24 protein-coding genes are annotated in these 20623 nt (G+C 40.5%); 11 read left to right on the plus strand and 13 right to left on the minus strand.

Annotation, left to right across the window (positions count from 1 at the left end):
- Positions 1-47 precede the first annotated feature (47 nt).
- Entirely contained in the window at positions 48-1076 is a 1029-nt protein-coding gene (locus ACYH0O_RS05900) for a serine hydrolase domain-containing protein (protein WP_482631578.1), read from the minus strand.
- 202 nt (positions 1077-1278) lie between these two features.
- On the opposite strand from ACYH0O_RS05900, the gene ACYH0O_RS05905 reads away from it, so the two are divergent.
- Positions 1279-1896 (plus strand): HAD family hydrolase, encoded by a 618-nt coding sequence (locus tag ACYH0O_RS05905; protein ID WP_482631579.1) that lies wholly within the window; start codon positions 1279-1281, stop codon positions 1894-1896.
- Between the two features lie 148 nt (positions 1897-2044).
- The gene (locus ACYH0O_RS05910; protein ID WP_482631580.1) at positions 2045-3247 is read left to right on the plus strand and encodes an ATP-binding protein; all 1203 of its coding nucleotides are present in this window, start codon (positions 2045-2047) and stop codon (positions 3245-3247) included.
- 104 nt (positions 3248-3351) lie between these two features.
- On the opposite strand, the gene ACYH0O_RS05915 is transcribed toward ACYH0O_RS05910, so the two are convergent.
- Positions 3352-3600 carry a YueH family protein gene (locus ACYH0O_RS05915; RefSeq protein WP_149157413.1) on the minus strand — a complete coding sequence of 83 codons (249 nt, stop codon included), beginning with the start codon at positions 3598-3600 and terminating at the stop codon, positions 3352-3354.
- A gap of 234 nt (positions 3601-3834) precedes the next feature.
- Positions 3835-4137: a hypothetical protein gene (locus ACYH0O_RS05920; RefSeq protein ID WP_482631581.1), complete on the minus strand. Its 303-nt coding sequence runs from the start codon at positions 4135-4137 to the stop codon at positions 3835-3837.
- A gap of 186 nt (positions 4138-4323) precedes the next feature.
- On the opposite strand from ACYH0O_RS05920, the gene ACYH0O_RS05925 reads away from it, so the two are divergent.
- The 6 genes from ACYH0O_RS05925 (at position 4324) to ACYH0O_RS05950 (ending at position 7800) form a co-directional block, all read left to right on the plus strand.
- The gene (locus ACYH0O_RS05925; RefSeq protein WP_482631582.1) at positions 4324-4812 is read left to right on the plus strand and encodes a DUF2798 domain-containing protein; all 489 of its coding nucleotides are present in this window, start codon (positions 4324-4326) and stop codon (positions 4810-4812) included.
- A 141-nt stretch (positions 4813-4953) separates the two neighbouring features.
- Positions 4954-5457: a YehS family protein gene (locus ACYH0O_RS05930; RefSeq protein WP_482631583.1), complete on the plus strand. Its 504-nt coding sequence runs from the start codon at positions 4954-4956 to the stop codon at positions 5455-5457.
- A gap of 3 nt (positions 5458-5460) precedes the next feature.
- Positions 5461-6168 (plus strand): M48 family metallopeptidase, encoded by a 708-nt coding sequence (locus tag ACYH0O_RS05935; protein WP_482631584.1) that lies wholly within the window; start codon positions 5461-5463, stop codon positions 6166-6168.
- Between the two features lie 40 nt (positions 6169-6208).
- Complete coding sequence (locus ACYH0O_RS05940) at positions 6209-6598, plus strand: VOC family protein (protein WP_482631585.1); 390 nt, start codon at positions 6209-6211, stop codon at positions 6596-6598.
- 189 nt (positions 6599-6787) lie between these two features.
- Positions 6788-7228: a Dps family protein gene (locus ACYH0O_RS05945; RefSeq protein ID WP_482631586.1), complete on the plus strand. Its 441-nt coding sequence runs from the start codon at positions 6788-6790 to the stop codon at positions 7226-7228.
- Between the two features lie 149 nt (positions 7229-7377).
- Positions 7378-7800 carry a VOC family protein gene (locus ACYH0O_RS05950; RefSeq protein ID WP_149157314.1) on the plus strand — a complete coding sequence of 141 codons (423 nt, stop codon included), beginning with the start codon at positions 7378-7380 and terminating at the stop codon, positions 7798-7800.
- A gap of 115 nt (positions 7801-7915) precedes the next feature.
- Here ACYH0O_RS05950 and ACYH0O_RS05955 read toward each other — a convergent pair whose 3' ends face one another.
- Positions 7916-9280, minus strand: coding sequence for an MATE family efflux transporter (locus ACYH0O_RS05955; protein ID WP_482631587.1), 1365 nt, complete (start codon positions 9278-9280; stop codon positions 7916-7918).
- 59 nt (positions 9281-9339) lie between these two features.
- Positions 9340-10182 carry a MerR family transcriptional regulator gene (locus tag ACYH0O_RS05960; RefSeq protein WP_482631588.1) on the minus strand — a complete coding sequence of 281 codons (843 nt, stop codon included), beginning with the start codon at positions 10180-10182 and terminating at the stop codon, positions 9340-9342.
- 424 nt (positions 10183-10606) lie between these two features.
- On the opposite strand from ACYH0O_RS05960, the gene ACYH0O_RS05965 reads away from it, so the two are divergent.
- Together ACYH0O_RS05965 and ACYH0O_RS05970 are read left to right on the plus strand one after the other, a co-directional pair.
- Entirely contained in the window at positions 10607-11014 is a 408-nt protein-coding gene (locus ACYH0O_RS05965) for a nuclear transport factor 2 family protein (protein WP_482631589.1), read from the plus strand.
- Between the two features lie 146 nt (positions 11015-11160).
- Entirely contained in the window at positions 11161-11283 is a 123-nt protein-coding gene (locus tag ACYH0O_RS05970) for a hypothetical protein (protein ID WP_482631590.1), read from the plus strand.
- 70 nt (positions 11284-11353) lie between these two features.
- On the opposite strand, the gene ACYH0O_RS05975 is transcribed toward ACYH0O_RS05970, so the two are convergent.
- A complete protein-coding gene (locus tag ACYH0O_RS05975; protein WP_482631591.1) occupies positions 11354-12931 on the minus strand; it encodes a glutathione ABC transporter substrate-binding protein in 1578 nt (525 codons plus the stop codon).
- Positions 12932-13096: 165 nt separating this feature from the next.
- Positions 13097-13771, minus strand: coding sequence for a DUF421 domain-containing protein (locus tag ACYH0O_RS05980; protein WP_482631592.1), 675 nt, complete (start codon positions 13769-13771; stop codon positions 13097-13099).
- A gap of 227 nt (positions 13772-13998) precedes the next feature.
- Here ACYH0O_RS05980 and ACYH0O_RS05985 point away from each other — a divergent pair, with 227 nt between their 5' ends.
- Positions 13999-14847: an STAS domain-containing protein gene (locus ACYH0O_RS05985; RefSeq protein WP_482631593.1), complete on the plus strand. Its 849-nt coding sequence runs from the start codon at positions 13999-14001 to the stop codon at positions 14845-14847.
- 55 nt (positions 14848-14902) lie between these two features.
- On the opposite strand, the gene ACYH0O_RS05990 is transcribed toward ACYH0O_RS05985, so the two are convergent.
- From ACYH0O_RS05990 to ACYH0O_RS06015, 6 genes are all read right to left on the minus strand, one after another.
- The gene (locus ACYH0O_RS05990) at positions 14903-15616 is read right to left on the minus strand and encodes a Dph6-related ATP pyrophosphatase (RefSeq protein WP_482631594.1); all 714 of its coding nucleotides are present in this window, start codon (positions 15614-15616) and stop codon (positions 14903-14905) included.
- A 182-nt stretch (positions 15617-15798) separates the two neighbouring features.
- Positions 15799-17100 carry a hypothetical protein gene (locus ACYH0O_RS05995; RefSeq protein ID WP_482631595.1) on the minus strand — a complete coding sequence of 434 codons (1302 nt, stop codon included), beginning with the start codon at positions 17098-17100 and terminating at the stop codon, positions 15799-15801.
- A gap of 4 nt (positions 17101-17104) precedes the next feature.
- Complete coding sequence (locus ACYH0O_RS06000; protein WP_482631596.1) at positions 17105-17794, minus strand: response regulator transcription factor; 690 nt, start codon at positions 17792-17794, stop codon at positions 17105-17107.
- 16 nt (positions 17795-17810) lie between these two features.
- Positions 17811-18575: a sensor histidine kinase gene (locus ACYH0O_RS06005; protein ID WP_482631597.1), complete on the minus strand. Its 765-nt coding sequence runs from the start codon at positions 18573-18575 to the stop codon at positions 17811-17813.
- Positions 18576-18645: 70 nt separating this feature from the next.
- A complete protein-coding gene (locus tag ACYH0O_RS06010) occupies positions 18646-19626 on the minus strand; it encodes an ABC transporter ATP-binding protein (protein WP_482631598.1) in 981 nt (326 codons plus the stop codon).
- Entirely contained in the window at positions 19623-20618 is a 996-nt protein-coding gene (locus ACYH0O_RS06015; RefSeq protein ID WP_482631599.1) for an ABC transporter ATP-binding protein, read from the minus strand. The genes ACYH0O_RS06010 and ACYH0O_RS06015 overlap by 4 nt, the downstream gene beginning before the upstream one ends.
- Between the last annotated feature and the right edge of the window lie 5 nt (positions 20619-20623).

Genomic DNA, 20623 nt, shown 5'->3' on the forward strand with positions numbered 1-20623 from the left:
TCCCTCCATTTATCATAATTTTTGCTAATTTTATCCCAACTTAATACTCAGATCCCGAAATATCCCTCAATCGCTTTCGTTACCTCAAACGGCCCAGAGTCTCTATTGGATGGAATCGCCAGTTTCAAGTCAAGCTGAGGATAATAAGAGGAACGAAAACTGACTCCGGGATCATACCCCATCACATGAAACTTGTAGATCTCATCATCTCTTTGATTCATCCAAATTCCATAGCCGTAGTGCACCTCTCCATTCACATGGACATGAGGGATTAATAGCTTCCTGGTCGTTTCTTCATTTACTAGTTTATAAGAAAATAAAGCTTCCCAAAGGCTCATCATATCTGATGCTGTGATAAACGCACCTCCGTCCGCCCCGCCTTTTACAGGGATGGAATAGAGGTTGGTTCTCCAAGTATTTTCTTCCTTGTCCTCTATATACCCAAATGCCGTGCTATGAGGAAGGCGGTCCAATGAAAAATAGCCAGAACGGTCCATGCCTGCTTTCTGGAAAATCTCAGATTCTATGTAATCTGTAAAAGACTTCCCTGTTTGTTGTTCAATGATTAATCCCAAAAGGATGAATCCCGCATTATTGTAATGAAATCGATCACCTGGAGTGAATTTCATCCGACTGGATTGAAAGAATGGAAGAAAGTCCCCGAGAGATCTCATATGATAAACCGGTGTTTCTTTCCACAGCTCTTCAAAATCAGTCATGACTTCCTCATCGAAATAATCCGGGATTCCTGACGTATGCGTCAAAAGGTGGTGGATGGTCACGCCGTCATCAAAATGAGGAAAGTCGATATCCAAACAATCCTTTAAACGGGTGTTAAAAGAGAGTCCCCCCTTTTCAACTAATTGACCTATCCCTATACTTGTAAATAACTTACTTCCAGAAGCAATCCCGAATCGTGTGCCTGGGGTGTTCGGAAGGCGATCTGATCGATTCGCAAAGTCATGGGCGCTTTCTGATAATACTTCTGTCCCTTGTTTGAAAAGGACGACACCAGAGAAGTCGAGTTCTTTGCAGCTTTCATGTATAAAATTATGCAGCTCAATATGTTTGCTCATTTAAGTTTCCTCCATTATAGGCGATGACTTTACTAATCTTTTTATAAATTTTAACATAAATTTCCTGTTGTGTGTGATCAAAGGGGACTAAGTAACATAGATCACTTTGGAAATAACCCTTCCCCCTGAATTTCTGCTATACTACATGCAATTACATTTTTTCCCTGTCGAAAAATTAACAAACTGATTGGAGGAATCAATCATGGACAGCATCATCTTCGACCTGGACGGCACGCTTTGGGACCCAATAGAATCCGTTCTGGAAGCATGGAACAACGTCATCAACGAACATACCCAGTTAAAAGAAGGCATAACAAGGAAGCATCTTGAGGGAACCATGGGGCTTCAAATGAAGGAAATCGGGAAGAAATTGTTCCCTGAGTTGAACGAAGAGGAGCGGGAGCAGCTCCTGAAAGATTTGTCCCGTCATGAAATCCCGCACTTAAGTAAGCATGGAGGGAGTCTCTATAATCATGTGGAAGAGGTGATTGTAGAGCTGTCAAAGAAGTACAAGCTGTTTATCGTGAGCAACTGTCAGGACGGGTACATCGAGGCGTTTTATGACTATCACGGACTGGATAACCATTTTATCGATTATGAGAATCCCGGCAGGACAGGCCTTTCAAAAGGTGAAAATATTAAACTGATCATCGAGCGCAACCATTTAGATGACCCTGTATACGTAGGAGATACAGAAGGAGACCAAAAGGCGGCAAAAGAAGCGGGGATTCCATTTATATATGCACGGTATGGTTTTGGGGAAGCGGAAGAATATACGCAAGTTATTGATTCATTTGATGAGTTACTTAAAATCTTCTAATCATGTTGAGGAGGGACGGACCTTGTAAAGGTCCGTCCCTCCAGTTTTAATTGATTTCCAATATTGACTATTCCTGATTTTTGTAAGATAGTTACTATGTCCTGTCATAGATTGACAGAAATAGAGTTTTCTAGTGGGAGTATTTCTAATGAAGGAATTTCATGGTCGATTACATAAAAAATACTATTATATGATTGTTTCGTTCATCATCGTACTGATGTTGGCAGGTTTGCTGGTGGATAATCCAGTGAATTCACGATTTGCCGTGCATGGAGTGATGATCGTGGTCATCTCTATCTGTCTATTGGTTTATCCATGGTATGAGAATGCGTGGATGAAGTATGTGACGGTCATTTCGTCGACCGGTTATTTTTACGCGTTATTTTACTTGTATCCAGAAACTTGGTCGGAGTTTGTTTTGCTCTGTTTTATTCCTGCTTTTTCAATTCTCTTTTTTGACAAGAGGCTTTTTTATTTTTCACTTTTAATCAATTTTGCGTTCATTGCGTTTACATTCGGTTATATCGGGTTCGTGGATAAAGGGCAGGACTATCCTTACATCTTTATAGACTTGGTAGGGAATGTTGTGAACTTTTTGGCCAGTCAGATCCTCCTGTATTTTATCTTCCATTTAACAAACCTTCGAATACAGAAGCAACGTTTGTATTATGAACAGGTGCAGCAGGCGGAGCGGATGAGGACAACGGGGCAGCTGGCGGCGGCTGTCGCCCATGAAATCCGGAATCCCTTGACCGTCGTGAATGGATTTCTTCAATTTCATGTGGAAGATCCCGCATTCAGTCAAAGCCAGAAGCAGAGTTTTGCCCTGATGATGAATGAACTCGATACGGCGGAGCATGTCATTTCCCAGTTCCTGTCCGTTTCAAAGCCTGATGAAGGGGAGAAGGTGGACAACGTCGATGTTGAGCTGATTTTGCAAGATGTAACGGAACTCCTCAACATGTACGGTCTGTTAAATGATAACGGCATTGATCTCAACGTGGAAATGGAGTGTCATGTAGCGGCCAATTCTATTGAATTTAAGCAACTATTCATCAATCTAATTAAAAATGCCATCGAAGCCTCCCCGCATAGCGGGTCCGTTAAGGTAATAGCTGCCAAAGTAAAAGGCCATGTCTGCATTCAAATTATAGACAACGGACGTGGAATGAGTCAGGAGGAAGTGAAGAATCTGGGGACTCCGTTCTACTCCTTAAAAAGTAAAGGAACCGGCCTGGGTCTCATGATTTGCTTCAACATTGTGGAGAAATACAACGGGAGCATACAGTTTGACAGCGATCCGGGAGCTGGTACAACAGTCACTCTGAGATTTCCACTTATTCCTAATTAAAAAGAAGGTCCGTCCCTCAACGCACTAAAGCATTGAGGGACGGACCTTTCTTGATAAGCATGAAGAAACAGCAAATAAACCGTTTGCTGTTTTGTGTCTTGTATCTAAGAATGGCTTTGAACCAACTTTTCGATAGCTGTGACCAATTCGTCTGTATCACCTTGGAACATATGAAAATTAAGTGAGGATTGAAGTTTTGTATTTTGAATGCTAATGTCATCCTTTTGATTAAATTCTGCAGACCAATGGATTGTAGGTATCGATACGATAAATCGTTTGTCCGGTGTTTTATGGAGATAAACTTCAGCCAGTTTGTTTCCAGAGAGATTTATTTTCTCATACGAGGTTATCATGACATCACTCATTTCAGTTTTATGGTAGGTAAGGTAAAGTATAACAGGATTAAACTGTGAAGGTGAAGCATTACAGACTGGAGCAATAGTAAAGGAATATTTTAAAGTAGAGATTGACTTATTAAAACATGAATAGAAAAAATGTAGATATAGCAGGAGGGGTCATGTTGATAGATAGATGGGGTAAGGATGATTGATGGGTTCTTGATCGCTTCCGCATCGTTACAAAGAACATTAACGTTCAACCCGATTTTCAAGATTGAATACACGCTTATCGATTTCTGTTAGTCTTTTATTCAAATAGAGAAATTCAGATTCCGAGTTCTGTTTGGTCATTTTCAGCAAAGCAATGACATCTTCTGTTTGTGATGCTTCAATTCTTTTTACCGTTTCTTTGATGTTTCTTACGTCTGCTTGAGTCTCTTTCAAATCGTTACTGATGTTTCTAACATCCAATATAGTCTCCTTTAGCTCACCCCGAAACTCTTTAAAATCTTTTTGTAGATCTAATAAAATTTCTATCATTTGCTTTTCCATTGATATCACCTCCTGGATTCCATTATATAGCATGTAAATCGCTCATTCTACCCTAATATATTTCCTCTTTTATATGAAGGATTATACTCTCCCTCGGTCATCAAAACGTTCACGAAATGTTCACTTATGCAGCCTATCCCTCAATCGCTATAATGACTAGGTGTTCAAAAGAAGGGATGATGGAAATTGCCAACAACGAAGAAGGAAAATCTTTATTTTGGAATGATGATGTGCGTAGGGATGGTGGTGGTCATGACATTTTATAATTTAGTGATCAATAAGATGCTTGGCACTATACCTTTGACAGGAATCCTTGCTCAACTGATCCTGGGCTTTATCGTAGCTTTACTATTGGAATTATTTATTGTCGGACCGGTGGCGCATAAGATGGTGTTCTCTTTGCCATTCGACAAATCCAAGAGTTTGTATGTGATCCTGTTCACTTCCCTTTTTATGGTGGTGGGGATGGTTTGTATGATGTCGCTATTTGGACTGGGAATGACGTATTTTTTTGAAGGCCTGGGAGAGAGTACATTAGTTGAAAACTACATTCCGATTGTTTCTAAAAATTTCATCTTTGCTCTTCCTCTGCAGCTTGTCATCATGGGGCCGTTCATTCGCTTTGTCTTTGCTAAATTTGTTAAGGGGCAAGGGATGGCTGAATCGGTTCACTAATCCGGATGAAGACAGGCAAGTAGAGAAGAAGCTTATCTGTCATCAGGTAAGGTTCTTTTTCATCCAGGTCATACTATAAAACAAGTCCTTATAGTGGTAAGCTATTGTTTTAGTGTTAGGAAAATCTCAGGAGGTTGACAAATGAACCTAAATAATAACGATATATTAATCCGATTACGGTATGCACTCGATATCAAAAATACAGAAATGGTAGAGATCTTTAAGCTTGGAGGCATTGAGCTCTCAAAGGAAGAAGTGCTGAAGGTGCTCACCAAATCAAAAGATAGTGAAGACTTGGATGAAGATATGCTTGAGGATGAAGACCATATCCCATGCGATGATGAAATGTACGAGTCTTTTTTAAACGGATTCATTACGTTTAAAAGAGGACCAAAACCGGGACAGCCGGATCGACCGGTATTGACGTATGAGCATGTCAATAATCTTCTTTTAAAGAAGGTAAAGATCGCCCTCTCTTTCACAAGTGAGGATATGATAGAGATCTTGGATCTGGCTGGAGTGGTGATCACAAAAGGCGAATTAGGAGCGATTCTGCGAAGGGAAGGCCACAATAATTACAGAGTGTGCGGTGACCGTTATGCGAGGAATTTCTTAAAAGGATTGGCCATCCGATACAGGGAATAAAAGATGAACCATACTTATTCTGGTGTGACCATACAATTTGAGATTATATATAAGAACCGTAGTACGATCGGCATCTATCTGGATGGCTACGGACATATTGAGGTCCATGCACCTAAAGGGACCCCGGATGAATCGGTGATCCGGCTGCTGGAGGATAAGTGGGATGTGATCCTGCAGAAATCGAAGGAAATGAAGGATCGTCTGAATGGACCGCAGGAGAAGGTCTATGATCATGGGGAACCTTTCTTGTATTTGGGGAACTCTTTCCCCATACAGGTTCTTCACAATCAGGAGATCACAAAGGATCATGTCCTATTTGACGGAAAGACGCTGCACATCCAAGTAAAAGAGCTAGAGGAGGAACGTATCCAGCTGGCTTTGAAGCGTTTTTATTACAAGCAGTGCAAAGCGTTGGTAGAGAAAAGCATTGCGGTCCATCAACGTCACTTTAAAACCAAGCCCCGTTCCATCCGCATCACAGACAGCCAAACGACCTGGGGAACCTGTGATGGGAGAAGGCAGCTGACATTCAACTGGAAGCTTTCCATGGCCCCGCAGGATGTCATCGACTACGTGGTCATCCATGAAATGTGCCATATGGTTCACCTCAATCACGACCGGTCTTTCTGGCGGCTCGTCGGGAAGATCGTGCCGGATTATAAGGAGAAAGAGAAGTGGCTGGCGTTGTCCAGTTGGAAGATGACGGTGTAAGCAGGCCAGTCCCATACAAAAAAAGAAAGAAGTGAGGATTTTGATTAAGTATACTTGTCTCCATCACGTAAGTCTTACGGTGACAGATCTGGAAAAAGCGAAAGATTTCTATGGGAAAATGTTATGTTTAAACGAGATCACGCGCCCTGATTTTGATTTTCCTGGTGCCTGGTATGAAATAGAGGGGCAGCAGCTCCACTTGATCGTCGACCCCTCGTCGCAGACCATCCGTCAGGATAAACGCTTATCCAGCCGGGAAGGTCATTTTGCCCTAAGAGTGGAAAACTACCATGACACTCTTAAATGGTTAAAAAAGAACGAGGTTGAAATCCTTGAAAAACCTAACTCAAAAAGTGGATTTGCCCAAATTTTCTGTGCTGATCCAGATGGTAATCTGATTGAACTCAATATTGAACAAAAAGATCTATAAAACCAACAGGAGTGATGGACTCATGAAAGAGTCGCGCTCCTGTTGGTTTTATTTTTGAGAAAAACGTATTTAAATAAAATCAGTGGTAAAAATAAGGATGTTATCCGTTTGCGATAACACTTATTAATTGATAATTATTCTAAATAAGGATATAATACATTTATCACAATACAAAAGGAGAGAACATACATGAATCAACAATTAGTCGTGGCACTTAACAAACAACTTGCAAACTGGAACGTCCTTTACACAAAACTACACAATTATCATTGGTATGTAACGGGTCCGGAATTCTTCACATTACATGAGAAATTTGAAGAGTACTACAACGAAGCAGGGAATTATATTGATGAAGTGGCAGAAAGAATTCTAACGATTAAAGGGAAGCCAATCGCTACATTAAAAGAGTACCTTGAAACGGCTACCATTGAAGAATCCAATGGAAAAGAATCGTCCATTGAAATGGTCGACGCCTTAGTGAACGATTTTGAACAAATCGTAAAGGATTCCAAGAAAATCATTGAAGCAGCAGAAGATTCTCAGGATCAACCTACAGCTGATTTATTTATCGGAATTAAAACATCCCTGGAACAGCATATTTGGATGTTGAATGCATTTAATACCCGATAAGCCGAGAAAAGCATTGACCAATTTGGGTCAATGCTTTTTTATCATTTGATCCATTCGTCTCTCTCTTTTCTCGACTTTGTGAAGTGGATAATAGAAGAAGGAAAACGGAAGTATGGTATTGAAGTGAATAGGAGACAGGAGGTAGGAAAATGATACAATCTGTAGTTCATATAGCCCTAGTTGTGAAAGACTATGATGAAGCTATAGAATTTTATACGAAGAAACTTCACTTTACTTTAGTTGAAGATACATATCAACCCGAACAAGATAAGCGGTGGGTCGTTGTGTCGCCACCAGGTTCCTCAGGGACCACACTTTTACTTGCTAAGGCATCTAAGATGGAGCAGGAGCCTTTTATAGGAAATCAAGCAGGCGGAAGAGTGTTTCTCTTTTTAGGTACGGATGATTTTTGGAGGGACTATATCGAAATGTCCTCTAAAGGAGTTGAATTTGTAAGAGATCCGAAAGAGCAAGAATATGGGACAGTTGCGGTATTTAAGGACTTGTATGGTAATTTGTGGGATTTAATACAATTTAAAGAAGATCATTCCATCGCAAAGCGGGTAAGGTAAGGTCATGCTTATCTTCTATGTTTTATTAAATGACCAATGAGGTTGATCGTTATTCCAGGGGCTTATTAATGAAAAAGCCCCTGAAAACTTTCTTATAAAGTTCTATTACAATCCATTACGATATAAAAACTTTCTCCCTCGCATTAAATTTGCTCTGGAAAATGGTTTTTCGTGTGAAAGCAATTATGACCAAAGCGACGACTAATTCTGATGCCGGCAGTGCAACCCAAATGCCAATTACGCCAAACCATTGAGGTAATATCCAGAGGGCAGCAAGCAGAAGGATAAATCCACGCATGACAATGATCATAATCGATGGTCTAATATGTCCGATAGATTGATAATATGTCATATAGATGAAATTGATGCCCATGAATAAATATCCTGTGAAAAACAGCTGAATTCCTTGGATTGCAAGAGATTTAATTTCACCTGTCGTAACACCAAATAATGAAACAAGAAGAGGAGCTCCCATGAATCCAATAATGAAAAATACAGCTCCTAATAAGATTGCTGATTTCTCTGCTATTTTAACCGTATCCTTTATACGGTCTTGTTGATCGGCTCCATAGTAGTAGCTGATCATAGGCTGAATCGCTGAACTGATACCGAAAAAGGCGAGAAACATAAAGGCGTGTAAATAGTTAACAACAGAAAAGGCAGCTACTCCATTCGTACCGGCAAGTCTTTCCATCATCAAATTATAGCCTATGACAAATATCAATGTTCCCATTTCAGCAAGGAAACTTGGAAAACCAATTGAAAGGATCCTTAATAAAGAAAGATTAGACCATTTCAAACGTACAAACGTTAATGTAATGTCTTTTTTCAAAAAATGAGTAAGTAGCACAAGTAATCCAACCACTCCAGAAAGGACGGTAGCTAAAGCGGCACCTTTGACACCTAATTCCAGAGTGAAAATCATGACGTAGTTTAATACTATATTTATGACAGCTGATACCACTAAACTAATCATGGCCAGTTGAGGATTACCATCATTTCGAATGAAAATACTTAGTGCATTTTCCAGTGCCATAAACACTCCAAAAAGTAGTAGTACGCCAAGGTACTCCATGACAAATACCTTGGTATCCTGGTTAGCACCTAATAAAATTGATAATTGCTCTAAGTTAACGTAACCATATCCTCCGATAATCAATACGATAAGCGTGACCATCGCCATTGAAAATGTGAATATTCTTCTTGCCTTTTGGACGTTGTTTTCCCCAAGTGACATAGAATATAGAGCTCCGCCACCTATTCCAATCCAAAGGGAAATAGAAATAATAATGGAAAATACCGGAACGGCTATATTGATACTTGCCAATGCAATAGATCCTAATGCATTTCCTACGAAGATTCCGTCTACAACAATATTGATCGACATGAGCATAAGACCGATTAAAGACGGGATCAAATAGTGGAAGAAGACGTTTTTAACTGATTGATTCATTAATTTACCTTGGATGTTCGCTGACATCAGTATCCCTCCTGTCGTTTCCTACAAGAGAGAGTTTAAACCTTCAAGTAACTTGAAGGTCAAACTGTTTTTTTCTTCTGAACAGGAATTTCTATTTCTGTAACGAAATGTTGTTGATCTTTTACAACAGACTCATCAATAATCCCGATTTCAATCGGTGCGCCAATCATTTTATAACCAGAGATATTGAGTTCATTCAACAACAATGAATAGCTTTTTGCGACATCTTCATATGGTCCTTTATGAGGATAACAAGCATATAGCCCTTCTGGTAAATAAGCATCTTCCTCAGTCAGGTTCCTGTTCCACAATAGTTTAAATAGACTTTTATATAAGATTGGTCCATCATGATGAAGGCTATTGGGATCGACAGCAGCCCCAATGTCACCGGTGAATACTCCCTGGTTCAAAGAACTTGATTTTTCTTGATTCATCCCTTCAACATAGATTTCTTCAAAGTCAATGTTTAAATCAATCGGCTCGTCATGATATAAAAATGAAACCGGTCTTTTAGGATACGTCTTGTAGGTGACAACTTGGTGCTCAAATAACCCCATTCCATTTTCCAAAGTACTTAATTTATGGTTTATTTTCCGAGCTGTCATTTCTAATGTATACATTTCTTGCTGTACTTTGGTTAATTTTTTTTGTAATAGCTCATATGTGTTTTCTGGCGTTCTCACTTCCATATGACATTGAATATCTCTAATATGTAATCCGATTTTTCGTAAAAAAATGATGGTCTCAAGATGTACAAACTGATCAGCTGTATAATATCGATACTGATTCTCCTTATCTGTATATTTTGGTTTAAATAATCCTATCTCATCGTAATACCTTAATGTTGACTGTGGGATGGAGAATAGCTTGGATACTTCTCCCACCCTAAACCTTTTCTTCATCGAGTTCTCCTTTCCACTCATACATTTATTTCTTTTATTGAAAAATGAATGCTCGCTGCATTATCATTATGGTTGAAAACCATTTAACTATTCAATCAATCAAATCGTAAAACTATGGAGGTTATTCAGGAAAAGTAGGTGAAGGGATAGGCACCTTGTTCCGCTTGAAAGTAGAGGACGGATTGGAGGTATATAAAGCTTGACCATTGTTAGCTTTCTGATCATAGCTTGGATTCTAAGTTGGTTTAAATTTGAACAACTTTTTATCCAAGCATTTAAAGAGCTTTTCAACAAAGAAGTGACAAATGCAAGTTACTATTTCGTCTTTTTTGTATTGGCACAATAGGTGACATCACATTATTTTTTAATGGAACATTTTACGATAAACTTTGAAACCGTGAGTATGACTCTGGATATTGAAAGGATGATTGAATTGAAAGAAAGACAGCAAATGAATGATACACACTTGAACAAAGAGAAAGCAGTCTCGTTTCTACAACTAGTCGCATCGGGGAAAGTCCGGGAAGCATTCGAGCGTCACGTTGGACCTGACTTTCACCACCACAATCCTTATTTTCGCGGGGATGCAGAATCACTCATGGTAGCGATGGAAGAGAATGCAGAAAAGAATCCGAATAAGGTATTTGAGGTCAAACGCGCGATCGAAGAGGGAGAGAGCGTTGCCGTTCACTCCTATGTGAGACAACATCCAGAAGACCTTGGAGCTGTTGTGATCCACATCTTCCGGTTCCAGGATGACAGAATTGTTGAATTGTGGGATGTAGGTCAAGCCATTCCGGAAGATTCCCCGAATGAGAATGGGGTTTTTTAAATCTACATAGAGATCTATATAATAAGTCGATTCCAATTGGGATCGGCTTATTTATATTCATCAGCAGGATATAAAAAAACGAATGCCATCATATTTGCTGGCATCCATGTGCACTATATAAACAAATCGTAAAGGGTGGTGAAAGAATGTCTAAGCAGAAGAATAAGGACCTTAAAAATAATAAAGCGATGCCGAAGTCAGATGTGGAATTTGCACAAAATGGACTCGAAGAGGTGGCTATTAAGGCGCAGGAAAGAAAGAATAAGTAAATAGCAATAAAAAATGAGAAGTTACGCAACTTCTCATTTTTAGTCTTACTGAATCATTTCGTTAAAAATATTATTGTATGCTTATATCATTGATTTCCAAATAACCGGCAGGACTGATAGCAAAATCTTTTACATTGTTTCGAATCGCTGCCATGTTTTCAATCACACGAACCGGGATATAAACCGCGTCTTCCATTTCCAGCTCCTGAGACTTCGCATAGAGCTCCAATCTTTTCTCATGATCCATTTCAGAACGTGCCTTTTCAATCAGTTGATCGACCTCATCATTACTATAGAAAAATGTATTTCCGGCAGGTCCATGGGAATTACTATGGAAGAGGTTGTATTGATTATAATCCGCATCTCCAGTAGCATTTCTCCAACTGATGATAAACATTTCCGAATTTCCACTTGTGGCTTGCTCTACAAAGGTTCCATACTCCTGAATCTGTATTTCTAAGTCGATTCCAATTCCTTTTAGCTGGGATTGCATGACTTCAGCCAAACTGATTCTTTCTTTACTGTCCATTGTAAGCAATGTGGTTTTAAATCCATCAGGATACCCTGCTTCGGCCAGTAACCTCTTGGCTTCGTTTAAATTATATTCATATGCTTTCATATCCGGATGATAGCCAAACACTTTAGATCCTAATAAGGAGTTCGCTTTTTTTCCTATATTATTAAATACACCTTTCATGATGGAATCCATTTCAACCGCATGGGAAATGGCTTTCCGTACGCGAACATCATTGAAGGGCTCCTCCTGTACGTTAAACCCTACATACTCAGTACCAAAGCCTTCACTTCGGTATACTTCCACGTTATTCGATGCCTTTACAGAATCCATCATTGTTACAGACAGAGGTTCCGCAATGTGGGCTTCACCCGTTTCAAGCATGGAAATTCTAGTGGTCTCTTCAGGTACTACTTTGAAAACGACTTCACTTATAGTTGGTTTATCTCCCCAATACTTGTCGTTTCTATGAAACACGATCTCTTTTCCCGTTTCCCAGGACTTGAACACAAATGGACCTGTGCCGACCGGCTCTTGGATAATGTCTTTCCCATAATTTTCGATGGTTTTGGGACTGATGATTCCGCCTTCATGACTCGCCAGGATGGATAATAAAGGTGAAAAAGGCTCAGATAAAAGAAATTGAACGGTATGATCATCGACTACTTTTACTTCCTTGACCATTTTGAATACAACGGCTCGAGGCGAAGCCACTTTTGGGTCAGTTAATCGATCGAACGTTTTCTTCACAGCCTCGGCATTAAATGGTGACCCATCATGAAACGAGACATCTTCTCTTAGCTTGAACTCCCACGTTGTATCATCCAACTGCTCCCATTCCTTAGCAAGTAACGGCTTGATTTTGGCATTTTTATCTCTACCGACAAGCCCCTCGTAAATTTTACCGTGGGTAACACTTGCCGCATTGATGGTTGACATAAAATGATGATCGAGATTCTCTACATCGGATAGACGGGCAATGACCAGGCTATTCTCCTTCTTGGAAGCCTGTCCATCAGCCTGGTCACCTGAACTTGCCCCCATATTGGTGGAGCAACCGCTAATCGCTACCATCAGTACCATTATTACAATCATGAAAAACCTGCTTCTGAAATAATTTACCTTCGTCTTCATCTAATCATCCTCCCCTCCGTATTTATTTAATTATAAGAATTTTCAGACATATAAAATTAAGATATCTTTACTGTTTTTTTTGTTTTGTTGACATTTATTTTGGGAGGATGAGTTTATTATGAGGTTCTTTGCTAACAGGTGACGCCTTATGAGGAAAGGGACCGATTAAAAAGTTTGTATAAATAATCCGTCATCTTCTAGCCATTCGGCTACAAATATATCTTTATAATCAGAAATACCTTGTGACTTGAGTTGTTTTTTTAACCAAGCTTCATTTAATCCTAAATCAATTAGTTCATTCCATAAAACTTCCCCATCTCGAATTAAAGTAACCGGAACATAAACAGATTTTATAGGCATATTAAAATCTTCTTGAGTAGTTTTTTGATACTTTGTTTTTTTTAATATGCTGATGGAGCCGTTCGATTCTAAATAACAAAAAGCAACCTCCCGGATAGAAAAGGTTTCGCTTTGCCGAAGTAGGCTTTGCAGCTGATTGATATTCATTCGGTTTTTTTTCAATTCTTCTCGATCAACTATTCCATTTTTAATAAGGGCAGACGGTTTTCCTTCAAAAATGCCACGAAACGCTAAATACTTTTGTCCAAGATATTCGACCACGAAAAGTAAACCGCCCCATAATGCCATTGAGTATATAATATAAAAGACACCGATTTCATGGTCGTATAATGCGTTACCAAGTAATTCTCCCAATACAATAGCGGCAATAAAAGTGAAGGGGGTTATTTGATTAATGATTTTCTTTCCGACAAACTTAACGATTATAAAAAGAAGGAAAAATCCAATGATAAGTTCAGTAGTAAGATATATGACTTTCATAATATAAAAACTCCATTCAATCAAACACCATGAAAGTGTTCTATTTCTAATCTTTTTATGTTTGACAATACAAGCTAAAAAGATTCTTGTTTCATTCAAGAAAGGGCGCACATGAATAACATAGGTATAAAATATTCAATTTTCATTTTAAACCCTTGTTTTTGAAGGATTTTTATTCATAGACACGAATAAGGAATATATCAGGAATAAAAAAGGAGCGTGTAATTATGAGCAATGAATTTAATTATAAGGTAGATATAGCGGATTTTCTTACGGCTAACAGAGGGGATTTTAAGCAAAAACTCTTATCTGAAGCTGTAAACGTTGGTAGCAAAATCAATGATATTCTAGAAAAAGGAAACATCGATCTATTAAAGAATGCAGAAGTTTTAGCTCACTACATCGTTGAAAACAGAGAAGAAGAGCTGGTTGAATTTGCAAAAGTAGAGGGTATTGCATGGGCGCAACATTCTCTCACGCTTGCATTCAAACTGGAATGGGTACATGCAATTAGAAGAACATTATGGTATTTCCTTTATCAATATGATAATAAGAATGAGGATAATGAATCTCCACGAAAGAAATTCTTTGATTTGGAAAAAAGAATTAATGACAGCGTTGATCAGTTCCTGAATAATTTCTTTATCAGTTATTCTAATTACAAAGATGAACTGATATTGTCGCAGAAAAAGCTGGTGGAAAATCTATCGGTACCTATCATTCCAATCAATAGCTCGATTGCAGTATTGCCTTTAATCGGAAGTATAGATACCTATCGGGTTCATACACTGGAAGAAAAAGTGTTGATGGGAATCAGTTCTATGAAAATTCAAACCCTTATTATAGACTTATCGGGTATTGCTGAAATGGAATTGGATGTCATTTTTCAATTTGGTAAGATCTTAAATGGAATTAATATGATGGGATGCAAAGCCATCCTTACAGGACTGCGGGTAGAGCTTGTCAGAAAAATAGTTGATACAGGAGTCGCATTTGACGGTCAAATCGAGACAAAGGGGACATTACAGCAAACACTCAAAGAACATCTGGTGTTGGAATCGGGAGTGCAAATTTAATTTATAAGAGCTAAAAGCTGAAGATCAATCATCTGATCTTCAGCTTTGTCTTGATTCAATCTTCATGCAGGTTTGTTCTAACGCGATCCAGCTCCAAAGGCAAAAAAGCATAATCTCCGTCATTCAAAATCTCACGTTTTAAAACGGGAACAGGATGTTTGAAAATCGGTCCATCCACTACTGTGGTATGGAACTCTCCACCTTCTCCGCAAGGATCGATCCCTCGGGCTTCAAGTTCCTTTATGTATTCATGAGTTAATGTGCGCCCTAAATCTTCAGGGCGCATGCCCAGGGATAAATTAACCGTTACAACGATGGATACAAATCCCAGATCGATGAACTCTTCGACAGCTTCACGGTGGTTCATTCCCCATAAAGGCATCCCAAGCTTCAGCCTTGCGTTCTTCGCCACTTTTTCATGCCAGCAGCCGTGTTCAGGCATATCGAGGTCTCCCGTTACTAACACTTCTGCCCCTTGTTCCTTTGCTTTTTCTAAAAGGGTCATGAAGACTTTTTCATATTCTGTCCAACTGGCGGCTGCAGTGAATACGCGCAAACCGATCGATTCAGCTTGTGCACGGATAAGCTCCGGAGGCATTCCGTGGGATCTGGACCGCTTTCCTTCTTCCTCCAGCATCACAATCAGCCCGAGCGCATCTCCATCCTTCGATGCTTTGTATAGAGCTAAAACACTATCTTTTCCTCCGCTAAACGAAGTAATGAATGAATGCCCGCGAGCACCATGTTTCCATTCCTTTGATTCTGTCATTCTTATCTTTCCTCCTTAATGGTTTTTGTATCTTTCTAACTAGTTTCATCCTTCTTTCATTCTATCACGATGGGCTTATAGATAACATGATACCAGCCGGTGATAAGTGGATGCCTTAGTCCATAAAGACAAGGAGTCGCCTATTTGACGACTCCTTTACTAGAATCATTACTGGTTTGATTTCATTTTCTGTGAATCCGAATCTCATAAACTACTAGCAATATCACCACCAACCCACTCGACACGAAAAAGCTGATCCAGGTCGATTGAATTGAATTGTAGTTTAGGAGAGACAGCAACCCGGTCCCTAAACCTATCAACGAACAATAAGGGACGAGCATCGGAATCATTCTTTTATAAAAGATGACCACCAGCATGGTCGGGATGATGGATGCATACACCTGGGCAAAAAAGAAGATGAGCTCCATCAGATTCGGAGACAGGAGCGAGCTGATGAGAAAGAGTGAAAGGGAAAGCATACCGGAGACCAAATAGGTCTTTTTCAATTGCTGGTCTTCACTCCAATCGTACGTATGTTTCAGCATATTTCGGATGACCATGATCGATGTGGCATGGAGCTCGGCCCCCACGGTTGATGCAATGGCGCTGAAACAGCAGCCGATAAATAATAGAAGCAGGAACAATGAGTCGATTTTCTCCACCAGCTGACTCAATATGGAGTAAATGTTTTCAAAGCCCTGCCCATAAACCGCAATCAGTACAATTGCAGTGAAGGCAAGCGGGATGGTTGCCCATATGATTCCGGCCATCATAAAGGATGTTCGGACCTTGGATTTTTCAATGATATAGATTCGCTGCCAACTCGCCCGGTCGATCAATACTTGTCCGAATCCAATCAGAAATGCGGTAAGAATGAACAAGGTGATTTCATTATGTTTCAGAAATAATAAATAGGGATGGTACAGGAGTAATCCATCGTATACAGGAAAAATACCTTTTTGGATAAAAAAATAAACGGGAATCAGGATGATGGCTGCGAAAATAAACGAGATATGAATCCCTTCAAATCGATGGATTTGCTTCATGCCTCCTATGGACAACAAGAAGCAATATAAAAAAAATACGAGTAACCCTACATAAATCGGTGTTTTTAATAGAAAGTGGAATAGCACACCTGCCCCCAGTGCTTGTATGAGCAGGGAGTCAAGGCTTGTCAGGAGCAATACCCACATGACGAACCAGTATGACCGGCCACGGAGCCTTTCTTTCAATACATCTCCGAGAGTCAAGGAGTTTGGGAATCGTTCCCTGATATAGGGGGTGATGCACCCGAATAGAAAGAGAGAGATGGCTCCCATCATGGCATAACCAATTCCGCCTAGCAGTCCATATTTAACGAGTGTTTCAGGAGAAGACAAAATCGTATTGCCGGTCACCCATCTCGCTAGGAGCGAAACGACTCCATACGCCACTCCAAACGTGATGGTACCTTGTATATACTCACGGTAATTTCGTGGCTTCATTCAGTTAAACCTTCTCTCTTATCCGGTATTCCCTTGGAGTGTATCCTGTTTGCTTCTTAAATAATGAGCTGAAATAGTGCTGACTGCTGAATCCGCACTCTTCAGAGATAGAAGAGATGGACTTTTCGGTGTTCTGCCGAAGTAATCTCTGTGCGGCCTGGACTCTGAAATCATTTAGGTATTCAGAAAAGCTGATCCCCATTTCTTCATGAAACTTCCTGCTCAGATACGTACCATTAATATGGATCTGGCTCGCCAATGATGAAAGGGAGAGCTTATCGCTGTATTGTTCATGGATGATCGTTAACGCTTCCTGCACGATATGGGATTGGATTGAAGCGTATTTATATTGGTCGAGAACTTGAAATAATTCTTCTTCAATAATCGGTTTCGTTAAATAATCCTTTGCCCCGAGTCGCAGGGAGGCCTGTGCATAATCGAATGATTGGTAGGCTGTGACCATAATGATGTCGATTTGGTCATATTTCTTCATTTCAACCCCGAGTTCGATCCCTGATTTACCAGGCAGTTGAATATCGAGCAGCGTAAGGCGAATCGGATGTTCCGTCAGGATCTTTAAAGCCTGTGACGCATCCGCGGCTGTATGAATCGTCCAGTAAGGATATTTTTCGTGAATCATGTAGTTGAGCTGCTCCAGTTCAAGGGGCTCATCGTCAACGAGCAAAATATGCATTATGCTTCCTCCTTAATCAAGTAATGGTGTCTTCTCTGGTCATATGAGGCCAAAAGATCCGGACGCTCGTTCCTTTGGCTTCTTCATTCAGCTGAATAAGGATTTCTTCCTTTGGAAAGAGCATCTGTAATCGCTTCTGGATATTGTGCAATCCAATACCACGGTCTTCCTTTTGAGAATCAAGCGCGTTCAAAGCAGTTGATGAGCTGTTCCAGACTTCTAAGTACACTTTGTTTCTTTGCTCATTCAGGATGATGATCAGCTTGCCTTGTCCGGGATGCTTTTCCAGGCCATGCTTAAAGGCGTTTTCAACAAGGGTCTGCAGGAGGTATGGGGGGACTAGTGAAGCCTTGCAGCTCTCTTCCACGTTCCACACTACATCGAGCCGATCTCTGAATCTCAGCCTTTGAATGTCTAGATAATATTGAGTGTATTGAATCTCCTCCTCCATGGTGATCAAAGGGTCAGTCTGATTGTATTTGAACTTGAAGTATTTGGAAAGAACCTCGATGGAAGAAACCAGTTCTTCCTTGCGATTCAGACGTGCCAGGCTCAGGATGACATTAAGTGTATTGAAAAAAAAGTGGGGCTGGATCTGCTGGTTCAGTTGGTTGTATTTAGCTTCCTGCAATTCCTGTTCCAGAAGAAGTTCGTTCTTTTCTTTCTCCAGTTGATCCAAACGCTTTTCAAATAGAAAGAGAAATAATAAGCTAAAAGCCCCAATGATAGGGGCTAATACGGACAGCATGATATAAAATGAAAAGGATTCTTGTGTAATCATGTGAAGAACTCCTAAAAGTGATGAGTCATACTTTCTATCTTATAAGAAAACTAAGATTCTGAAAATATCTTTAGACATAATGGCACCTTGTAAAATGTTCCCCATGGCCGGTCATTGGAGGCAGTTCTGCTTTACACAAATCGTTTGCCAGAGGGCAGCGGGTGTGAAACTTACAACCGGATGGCGGATTCAATGGGGAAGGTACATCCCCTTTTAAAAGGATTCTTTCTCTTTTCTGAGAAAAATCAGGTACGGGGATGGCTGAAAGCAGGGCTTTGGTATAAGGGTGGGTAGGGTTGTCAAACAGCTCATGCTTTGTCCCGATCTCGACAACCTTCCCCAGATACATCACGATCACCCGATCTGATATATGTCGTACAACGCTTAAATCATGGGAAATGAAGAGGTACGTTAATTTCAATTCCTTCTGAAGTTTCTTTAACAGGTTCAAGATTTGTGCCTGAATGGATACATCGAGTGCCGATACGGCTTCATCACAAATGATTACTTTGGGATTGACAGCCAACGCCCGTGCGATTCCGATCCTTTGTCGCTGACCGCCGCTGAACTCGTGTGGAAGACGGTCCAGTGACGTAATCGGAAGGCCCACATAGTCCAATAATTCCTTCATACGATCTTCGTGTTTGAAAGGAGGCAGAACTTTTTGTATGGTCATGGCTTCTTTCAGGATCTTTCGGACGGTTTGTCTAGGATTCAAGGAGGCAAACGGATCCTGGAAAATGACCTGGATATCGCCCCTCATATTTCTTAATTCCTTTTTGGATAGACTGTTCAATTCGATTCCATTGTATTGGATACTGCCCTCCGTTGGTTTATCCAGCTGAAGGATGGCACGGCCGGTTGTCGATTTACCGCAGCCGGACTCTCCTACAATACTGAGGGTTTCCCCTTCGTACAGCGTGAAGGTGATATCATCCACGGCTTTCACCACTTGTTTCGGCTGGAACAATGACTCTCTTTTGATAGGGAAGTACTGCTTCAAGTCTTTTACTTCTAAAATAGGTTTTTTCTCTGTCATCACAGCGGTCATGTCATCTGCACCTCTTTCTCGGCATTATATAAAAAACATCTGATTTGACTGCCATCGTTCAAGGAATGGAGCTGTGGTTCTTCCTCGTGACATCGTGCAGTCGCCAATGCACAGCGGGGAGAAAATCGGCATCCCTTTGGCATGTTATAGGGGGAAGGGACACTGCCTGGCATCGTTTCCAGCTCTGCCTGGTCTTCATACAATTTCGGTAATGAAGACATCAGCCCATTTGTGTAGGGATGTTTCGGGTTTGAGAATAATTGTTCCGTCGAACTATATTCCACCACCTGTCCGGCATACATAACCGCTACTTTGTCACATAACTCGGCTACCACTCCTAAATCGTGCGTGATGAATATGATTCCCATATTTAACTTTCTCTGAAGATCCTTCATCAGCTCGAGGATTTGTGCCTGGATCGTCACATCCAATGCAGTGGTCGGTTCATCCGCAATCAGGACCTCCGGGTTGCAGGCAAGGGCCATGGCGATCATGACACGTTGCCTCATTCCGCCACTCAGCTGGAAAGGCTCTTGTTTCGCCCTTTGTTCAGGGGAAGGAATTCCTACTAATTCGAGCATTTCGACCGCTTTCTTCCATGCATCCTTTTTCCCGAGCTTTTGATGGATGCGAACAGCTTCTGCAATTTGCTCCCCTACCGGTATGACAGGATTCAATGACGTCATAGGTTCTTGGAATATCATGGAAATTTGGTTTCCGCGCACTTTTCTAAGCTCGGATTCGGACATTTTAAGGATGTCCTTCCCTTTCAATTCAATGGTTCCGTCCACTATCTTGCCAGGAGGGGAGGGGACAAGACGAAGAATCGAAAGGGATGTCATGCTTTTTCCACATCCCGATTCTCCTACGATCCCAAGCGTCTCTCCTTCGTGAAGGACAAAATCGATTCCATCCACGGCTTTCGTCACTCCTTTTTTCGAAGTGAAATGGGTTTTTAAGTTTTTTACTTCCAAGACCACATTTTTTCTCATTACAA

Source organism: Rossellomorea sp. H136, assembly GCF_056838065.1.

Bases quoted from the DNA above. Each gene is read 5' to 3' on its own strand.
- ACYH0O_RS05900 (WP_482631578.1), bottom strand. From the start codon at position 1,076: ATGAGCAAACATATTGAGCTGCATAATTTTATACATGAAAGCTGCAAA.
- ACYH0O_RS05905 (WP_482631579.1), top strand. From the start codon at position 1,279: ATGGACAGCATCATCTTCGACCTGGACGGCACGCTTTGGGACCCAATA.
- ACYH0O_RS05910 (WP_482631580.1), top strand. From the start codon at position 2,045: ATGAAGGAATTTCATGGTCGATTACATAAAAAATACTATTATATGATT.
- ACYH0O_RS05915 (WP_149157413.1), bottom strand. From the start codon at position 3,600: ATGATAACCTCGTATGAGAAAATAAATCTCTCTGGAAACAAACTGGCT.
- ACYH0O_RS05920 (WP_482631581.1), bottom strand. From the start codon at position 4,137: ATGGAAAAGCAAATGATAGAAATTTTATTAGATCTACAAAAAGATTTT.
- ACYH0O_RS05930 (WP_482631583.1), top strand. From the start codon at position 4,954: ATGAACCTAAATAATAACGATATATTAATCCGATTACGGTATGCACTC.
- ACYH0O_RS05935 (WP_482631584.1), top strand. From the start codon at position 5,461: ATGAACCATACTTATTCTGGTGTGACCATACAATTTGAGATTATATAT.
- ACYH0O_RS05945 (WP_482631586.1), top strand. From the start codon at position 6,788: ATGAATCAACAATTAGTCGTGGCACTTAACAAACAACTTGCAAACTGG.
- ACYH0O_RS05950 (WP_149157314.1), top strand. From the start codon at position 7,378: ATGATACAATCTGTAGTTCATATAGCCCTAGTTGTGAAAGACTATGAT.
- ACYH0O_RS05955 (WP_482631587.1), bottom strand. From the start codon at position 9,280: ATGTCAGCGAACATCCAAGGTAAATTAATGAATCAATCAGTTAAAAAC.
- ACYH0O_RS05960 (WP_482631588.1), bottom strand. From the start codon at position 10,182: ATGAAGAAAAGGTTTAGGGTGGGAGAAGTATCCAAGCTATTCTCCATC.
- ACYH0O_RS05965 (WP_482631589.1), top strand. From the start codon at position 10,607: ATGATTGAATTGAAAGAAAGACAGCAAATGAATGATACACACTTGAAC.
- ACYH0O_RS05970 (WP_482631590.1), top strand. From the start codon at position 11,161: ATGTCTAAGCAGAAGAATAAGGACCTTAAAAATAATAAAGCGATGCCG.
- ACYH0O_RS05975 (WP_482631591.1), bottom strand. From the start codon at position 12,931: ATGAAGACGAAGGTAAATTATTTCAGAAGCAGGTTTTTCATGATTGTA.
- ACYH0O_RS05980 (WP_482631592.1), bottom strand. From the start codon at position 13,771: ATGAAAGTCATATATCTTACTACTGAACTTATCATTGGATTTTTCCTT.
- ACYH0O_RS05985 (WP_482631593.1), top strand. From the start codon at position 13,999: ATGAGCAATGAATTTAATTATAAGGTAGATATAGCGGATTTTCTTACG.
- ACYH0O_RS05990 (WP_482631594.1), bottom strand. From the start codon at position 15,616: ATGACAGAATCAAAGGAATGGAAACATGGTGCTCGCGGGCATTCATTC.
- ACYH0O_RS05995 (WP_482631595.1), bottom strand. From the start codon at position 17,100: ATGAAGCCACGAAATTACCGTGAGTATATACAAGGTACCATCACGTTT.
- ACYH0O_RS06000 (WP_482631596.1), bottom strand. From the start codon at position 17,794: ATGCATATTTTGCTCGTTGACGATGAGCCCCTTGAACTGGAGCAGCTC.
- ACYH0O_RS06005 (WP_482631597.1), bottom strand. From the start codon at position 18,575: ATGATTACACAAGAATCCTTTTCATTTTATATCATGCTGTCCGTATTA.
- ACYH0O_RS06010 (WP_482631598.1), bottom strand. From the start codon at position 19,626: ATGACCGCTGTGATGACAGAGAAAAAACCTATTTTAGAAGTAAAAGAC.
- ACYH0O_RS06015 (WP_482631599.1), bottom strand. From the start codon at position 20,618: ATGAGAAAAAATGTGGTCTTGGAAGTAAAAAACTTAAAAACCCATTTC.